Source organism: Candidatus Pantoea persica (assembly GCF_013753875.1).
Taxonomy (GTDB): domain Bacteria; phylum Pseudomonadota; class Gammaproteobacteria; order Enterobacterales; family Enterobacteriaceae; genus Pantoea; species Pantoea persica.
The window spans coordinates 471,324-478,497 of sequence record NZ_SMDS01000010.1; the positions used below are offsets into that span (position 1 = coordinate 471,324).

The 7,174-nt window shown below is 57.8% G+C and carries 1 protein-coding gene and 5 pseudogenes; all 6 read right to left on the reverse strand.

Annotated elements, in window-relative coordinates; translation table 11 throughout:
- Window positions 1-4: 4 nt before the first annotated feature.
- Window positions 5-1,295, reverse strand: a pseudogene (locus EIO60_RS04755) (efflux transporter outer membrane subunit).
- Between the two features lies 1 nt (window position 1,296).
- Window positions 1,297-2,849, reverse strand: a pseudogene (locus EIO60_RS04760) (DHA2 family efflux MFS transporter permease subunit).
- Window positions 2,846-3,817 (reverse strand): annotated as a pseudogene (locus tag EIO60_RS04765) (HlyD family secretion protein); the annotation flags it as partial. The pseudogenes EIO60_RS04760 and EIO60_RS04765, both read right to left, overlap by 4 nt.
- 185 nt (window positions 3,818-4,002) lie before the next feature.
- Window positions 4,003-5,116: pseudogene (locus EIO60_RS04770) on the reverse strand (SLC13 family permease).
- A gap of 17 nt (window positions 5,117-5,133) precedes the next feature.
- Window positions 5,134-5,595, reverse strand: coding sequence for a manganese-binding transcriptional regulator MntR (gene mntR / locus EIO60_RS04775; protein WP_258576040.1), 462 nt, complete (start codon window positions 5,593-5,595; stop codon window positions 5,134-5,136).
- A 617-nt stretch (window positions 5,596-6,212) separates the two neighbouring features.
- A pseudogene (ompX, locus tag EIO60_RS04785) lies at window positions 6,213-6,714 on the reverse strand (outer membrane protein OmpX).
- Window positions 6,715-7,174: the final 460 nt, after the last annotated feature.

Below are 7,174 nucleotides of genomic sequence, written 5' to 3' on the forward strand. Positions count from 1 at the left end.
AGCGTTAGTTGACCGTGGCGGCCGGCCCAAAGACGCCGAACTGCGGCAGGCTGACGTTCTGGTTGGTTTCCCAACCGCCACCGAGCGCCTTACAGAGCGCCACCAGGTCGAGCGCACTCTGCATGCGCGCCTAAGTCGCCTGCGCCAGCTGACGCTGCGCGTCGAGCACGTCGATAAAGGTAGAGATGCCCTGCCGGTAGCTGTCGCTGGCCTGCTGCGCGCGCCAGCTTCACTCTGGAAACCAGTCGACCGCCCTGGAAAATCGGGATCGACAGCGAGGAGTCGATGGAATAGAAATGGCTGCTCTAGTTGTCGAGATAGCTGACGTCGGTGTTGCGCACGCCAAGCTGGCCGGTCAGCGACAGGCTGGAAAAGAGCTGCGCCACCGAGACGCCGATATTGGCCGTCTGCGCATGCAGCGTCACCTCCGCGCCTGGCGAATATCGGGGCGGCGGCGCGCCAGCGTAGCGGGAATGCCCACCGGCACCATCTGCGGCAGCGCCGGCATCGGCTTCGTGGCGTACAGCTCGTTGTCCAGCACGCCGGGCGTTTTGCCCAACAGCACCGCCAGGCCATTCATCGCCTGACGCGCCTGCGACTGGTACTGCGGCAGCTGCGCCTGCAGCGAACTGAGCTACGCGCGCGTTCTCCACGTCGGTGAGCGGCGCCAGGCCGTTGCGCTGCTAGCGCTGCGTCAGCTCCCAGCTCTGCTGCACCACCGCAATCTTCTGCTCCAGCGTGGCCAAGGTCGCCTACGCGCCGCACAGCTGCAGATAGGCGCGCGCCACTTCCACCTCCAGCGACACCAGCGCGTCGTTGCGCTGTTCTATCGCCGCCTAGGTCTGGGCATCCACCAGTTCGACCTGTCGACGCACTTTGCCCCACAGAGCTGGCTGGCGGTACCGCTGTCGAGCTGGTCGGTGACGCCGTTCGCCTCCAGCAGCCCCTTCAGACCGAGCTGCTGGCACATGACTTGCGCTGCCGTTAAGGCTGGGAAACAGGCCGCCGCGCGCCTGCGCCAGCTCCTGGCGGGCGCCCGCGATGCGCAGCACCGCCTGCTGCAGCGTCAGGTTGCCTTGAATGGCGCGATCGATCAGGCTGTTGAGCTGCGGATCGTTGAAGGTTTGCTACCAGCGCATATTGACGGCGCCCGCAGCAGTTTTCGAGGGCTGCGGGTCGTCCAGCCGATGATTGCTGCCCGGCAGCTGCGGTTTTGGCGCCCTGTAATCGGGACCGACGGCGCAGCCCGCCAGCCAGAGCGGTCTAGCCATCCGACATGTCAAGGTAACCTTCATGTCAGTGTGCTCCTGCGCTGTCTTCGCTCCTAATCGGCGACAGCAGCCAACAAAATGGAATCAAAATCAGAGCGACGATGCTCAGACCGGTAAACTCGGCGATATAGCGAGGATGCGCGCCTGCGCCACCATCTCCTGATAGAGCTGGCCGGTCGCCAGCGTCATGGGATCGCCCAACGCCGAGGTAAAGTCGCGGATCGCTGCTGCCCACTGCTGCAGCGTGATATTGAACGGCTCGTTGAGCGGCGACATGTTATGCACCATATGCGCCAACCGCACCTGCTCGCGCTCGGTAATCGCCGCAGTGGAGAGGGAAATGCCAATCGATCCGGCCACGTTGCGGAACATGGTAAACAGCGCCGAGGCGTCGGCGTTCAGGCGCTGCGGAATGGTGACAAAGGCGATGGTGTTCAGCGGCACGAACAGGAATCCGAGGCCAATCGACTGGGCGCTGCGCATCAGCACCAGGGTTTCGAAATCGACGTCCGGCGTCAGCGTCGACGAGTACATAAACGCCAGCGACAGGCAGGTAAAGCCGAAGGCGATGATATAGCGGGTCTGCACGCGCGGCATCAGATTGATCACCAGCGGGATGGTGAGCACGATCAGGATTGCTCCCGGCGAGAGCAACAGCCTCGACCAGGTAGCGGTATAGCCGAGATCCTGCTGCGCCAGCTGCGTCAGCACCACGGAGCTGCCGTAAAGGATCATCGCCATGCCGGCCATCAGCAGACCAGACACCCAGAAGTTGCGGTCTTTCATCACCAGAATATCCACCACCAGCCTGCGCGCGTACATCAGCCAGTAAACTGCGCCGACGATGCTGACCAGTGCCAGCACGGCAAACAGCACGATAAAGTGCGACTCGAACCAGTCTTCATCCTCGCCGCGATCGAGAAACATCTGCAGACAGCCCAGGCCGAGAGTGATAAGCCCAATGCCGATCATAGTCGATATTGAGCTTGCTCTTCGCCCACTTGCGCTCCCACGGCGGATCTTTCAGCAGCTGATAAATCGCCAGCACTGTCACAATGCCGACCGGAAATATTAATAAAGAAGACCCAGCGCCAGCTGTAGTTATCGGTAATCCAGCCGCCCAGCATCGGGCCGATAACCGGCGCAACGATGATGGCGATGAAGGAGAGGCCGAACGCCTTGCCGCGATCCTCCGGCTTGAAGTAGTCAAGCTGCACCGGCTGCAGGCCGCCGCTGAAAAAGCCCTGCAGCACGCGGAACAGAATAATCTGCCACAGCTCGGTGGCGATACCGCAGAGAAAGGAGCAGACGGTGAACATTACTATGCAGATCAAGAAGAACTGCTTGCGGCCAAACAGCCGGCTGAAGAAAGCGGAGATAAGCAGCACGATGCCGTTCCAGATAGGAGGTCAGCACCCAGGTGGATTCGTCGTAGCTGGAAGAGAGCGCACCGGCAATATGGGGCAGCGCCACGTTGATAATGGTGGTGTCTAGGATCTCCATAAACACCGCCAGCGTGACGGTTACCGCCACCAGCCAGGGGTTGCTGGCAGGCTGCCAGTCCTGCAACTGGCTCATTCCACGGTAACCTTAGGTTCAACCGACAGGCCAAGCGGCAGCGGATGATTGGGATCTAGTCCCTTGTCGATCACGATTTTGACCGGCACGCACTGCACGATCTTCACGTAGTTTCCGGTGGCGTTTTCTACCGGGAAGGTGGAGAAGCGCGAGCCTGAGCCCATCTGGATGCTGTCGACGTGCCCTTCCAGCTTCATATCGGGCCAAGCGTCGACGCTGATCGCTACCTTATCGCCAGGGTTCATGCGCGCCAGCTGCGACTCTTTGAAGTTGGCGGTGATCCAGATATCGGGAGAGACCAGAGAAAAGAGCACGCTACCCGCCTGCACCAGCGTGCCGAGCTGCACGTTGCGCTTGGTGACAAAGCCGTCGTAAGGCGCGCGCACCTGCATCCATGAGAGATTGAGCTCTGCGGTGTTGCGCTGAGCCTGCTCGACCTGACGCTGACGCGCCTCGACGTTGGTTTCCTGCTGGCGGATCTGCAGGGCGACCTCCACCTGCGCCTTCGCGCTCTGCAACTGCGCTTGCGCCGAACGCAGCTGCGCGGCAGCGGTGTCGATATTGCACTGGCTGGTGGCGCGTGGGTCGACGCCGTGCTGACGGCGATAGTCCGCCTCGGCATTGAGCAGGTTCGCCTACGCTTTCGCCTGATCGCGCTGCGCCAGGGTGTCGCGCGAATCGATCTCTACCAGCAAATCGCCCTTCTTAACCCGCTGGTTGTCGTTAACCAGCAGCTTGACCACATAGACAGTGGTTTTTGGCGTGATGGTTACCTCGTCGCCTTCGGTAAAGGCGTCGTCGGTCGTATCTTCATTGCGCGTGCTGAACCAGAACCAGAAGGCGACGATCAGCATCACCACCGCTACAATGCCGAGGATAATCAGCGGCTTTTTGCCGGGTCGTTTGCGTTTCGGTTCGTCGTTGTTCTGGTCGGACTGCTCATTCGGGGTATCTTGCGTCTTTTTCGCATCATCCTAATGGGATTCGCCTTTCTATTTCTCGCTCATAGTCAGTTCCGCATGGCTAACGCCCTAATTCCCGGGCATAAAAGGTCAGATAAACAGTAGATGGTTAATTGACATTTTTAACATTTCTTGACCTTTCATGACAAAATAGGCACGTCCTGCCACTTTTCCTGCGGGCGCGTCGCGCCTCAGGCAAACAGGCGCAGCAGCCAGCCAGCCAGCCAGCCGCTGAGCATCGACCAGGCGAGCATCGGCAGGGAAAAGAAATGGAACTGCCACCAGACGCGGCGGTCTTGCGCCATGCGCAGCGCAATCAAGTTGGCGAGGGAGCCGGGCAGCAGGCCGAAGCCGCCGATATTCAATGCCCAGGCGAGCACCTCGGAAGGTGGCAGCTTTTGCAGCAGCAGAATGGTGGCGGACACGTTGCTGATAATCTGCGACAGCCCAATAGCCAGCAGATAGATGGTGCCGTCACCAAGGTGCGCGAGCGCATCGAAGTGCTGCTGCACCAGCGGCAGGTGCGTCAGCCGGTAGATGTCGATGAACATGACGATAAAGACCGCAAGCAGACTCCAGTCGATGGTGAGCAGCACCTTGCGCACCATCAGCAGATAGCAGCCGACGATCAGCAGCAATGCCTAGCCGGTGAGCTGCCACTCAAGCGCGGCGACAAACAGCGCATAGAGCAGCACGCTGAGGGCGAAGAGCGGTTTTTGCCACTGTCGCGTCTCGTCATGGTCATGCTTAACAATATCGCGCGGCTTAAAGCTGAACTACGTCAGCGTCAGCAGCAGCCAGACGGCAAGCGGCGCCATCTGCGCGATAAACGGCACCACGCCGAGCCTGCAGTGACTCCACAGCAGCAGGTTTTGCGGATTGCCGACCGGCATCAGCAGCGAGCCGGCGTTGACCGCCAGCGCCTCGAAAATAATCAGCCGGGAGGGAGAGAGGCAGGCGCGAAAATTTGCGCAGTGTTAGGGTCAGGGGCACCAAGATAAACAGCGCCACGTCGTTGGTGAAAAAGGTCGACAGCAGCGCGGCGGCCAGCACCATAAACAGCGCCAGCGTGCGCTCATGGCGAAAGCGGCCGATCAGGCGCGCGCCCAGCACGTCGAAATAGCCGCTGGTCTCAAGCCCTTTGGTTAACAGCAGCAGGCCGGTCAGCGTGACGATGGTGTGCCAGTCAACCGCGCCGGGCAGCGCCGCCCAGTGAAAATTCGCCAGCAGCATCAGCAGCGCGCCGACGATCAGTAGCAGATGCAGAATACGATCGTGCAAAAACGGGCGCAGTACGCTTAGCATGGCGACGGATCCGGTGATTAAGAGCGGCTTTCGTAGAACTGCTGGAAGACGGCCAGGGTTTCATCGCTGACGTGATGCTCAATGCCTTCGGAGTCGCGGCGCGCGGTTTCCGGGCTGATGCCCAGCGCCAGCAGAAAGGTTTCAACGATGTGGTGACGCGCGCGGCTCTCCGCCGCCAGCTTTTCTCCTTTGCTGGTCAGAAAGACGCCACGATAGGGCACCTGCTCCACCAGCCCGGCGCTGCCGAGCCGCTTCAGCATCTTGGCGACGGTGGGCTGGGAAACGCCGAGGCGCGACGCCATATCGACCTGGCGCGCCTCGCCGAATTCGCCGATTAAGTCTGAGATCAGCTCAACGTAGTCATCGATCAGTTCGCGACGATGCGCTTCGCGCACCTGTCTAAATCCTTCGACATGCTCCTCGATATCTTTCAGGGGTCCTTGCGGCGCGGACACCACGGTTTTGGCATGACGACTCATTCAGCTTCCTCTTTAATTATTCTCCGCGCTCGTGCTGCGAGGCGGATTTGCTGCGCTCATTGTAAACCAGGGACGAAGAAGCTCAAATTTTTCGTAAATAGCACTGGCTACACGGTATAGCTAGTGCTATGTTTGTCGATATTGTAGGCAAACGCGCTGACATATGGAGAGACCATCGTGCAGGATCATTATTTGTTACTCCCGCTGTTTCTCGCATTTATCGCCGGTCTCTGCCTGCTGCTCCGACGTTATTGATTGGGAGGTCGACATGAGGACAATGAAATGCTGCCTTGACTGCGGCAAATGCTTTCAGACTGAGAAACCGGATTCATCCGCGGTGCTGAAGCCCTGGCTCTGCCTGCTGAGCCGCTCCCCGTTTTCCCTGCGCCTGATGCTGGTTGAAAAAATGCTGGGCAAAAAAACCGCGATCGCAACTGCCCTAACCTGATCTAGCGCGCCCCTTTCATTTTATTACAGCTTTTCGCTTCGGCAAAGGCTGTTTTCCTGTTTCTGCTTTTCCCGCCTCTGCCCGGCGCACGCGTTTTACCTGCGTTAAGTACCGGCATAAAAAACGGCCACTGAGGGCCATTTTTTTTGCAACTGGTCTAAGCAAAGACTTAGAAGCTGTAACTTATGCCAGCAATCGAGGTGCCAACGTCGACGTTGCGGATACGGCTCTGCTCGTAACCTACGTCGATAGCAAACTGCTCGTACGGGTTGAACTGCAGACCGGCACCGTAGGAGAAGCCCACGTCGCTGGAATTTTATCGCGCACAACGGTTTCGTTCTGCTGGAATTTGCCGTAGCCGATACCCACTACGCCGTAGATGCTCGCCCAGTCGTTCAGACGGTAAGGAGGACCTGTGGTAAAGCCCGTAGTAATGACCTTTGTTGTACACGCCAGAATCAGTGCGATCTTTTTCAGTGTAGGTGAAAGAACCGATCCAACCCCGCGGGGTTAGAGCCGTTTTCATAACGGTACTTCAGGTTGAAACCGTTCGCTTTGTTAGCCACGCCCTGATAGTCGGACTGAGCGTAACCGCCGGTGACTGTGCTCTGCGCCATTGCAGAACCCGCAGAAACTGCCAGAACATAAGCCAGTGCTGAAAGACATGCAATTTTTTCATAACCACCTCAAATATGATAATACTTCTCTCCTGACAACGCTAAAAATATAATAAAACTCAGCTAGAAACTCTGCCCGCAAATTATTGTCTAAAAGAAGTTAATAAACTTTCCTATATAATTCTTTTTCTTATGATTTTCGTCATAAATCCGCAATGAATTTTTTATAATAAAAATTGCCCTTTAAGTAAATTCTTTAAAAAACTGACATTTCTTTACGCAACCGATCCTAAACTGGGCTAAATATTGCGCAATCGACGCCGACTTCTCTCTTACATACACGCACGCTTCTTTTTCTGCCTGACTCCTTTACACTGGCGCGGTGTAACAGACAAAAACCTTATCAAGGACGCGTTCACAGGATGTGTCTCTCTCTCTCTCTCTCTCTCTCTCTCTCTCTCTCTCTCTCTCTCTCTCTCTCTCTCTCTCTCTCTCTCTCTCTCTCTCTCTCTCT

What these genes read in the sequence shown, in the direction of transcription:
- mntR (WP_258576040.1), bottom strand. Translation starts at nt 5,595, where the DNA reads ATGAGTCGTCATGCCAAAACCGTGGTGTCCGCGCCGCAAGGACCCCTG.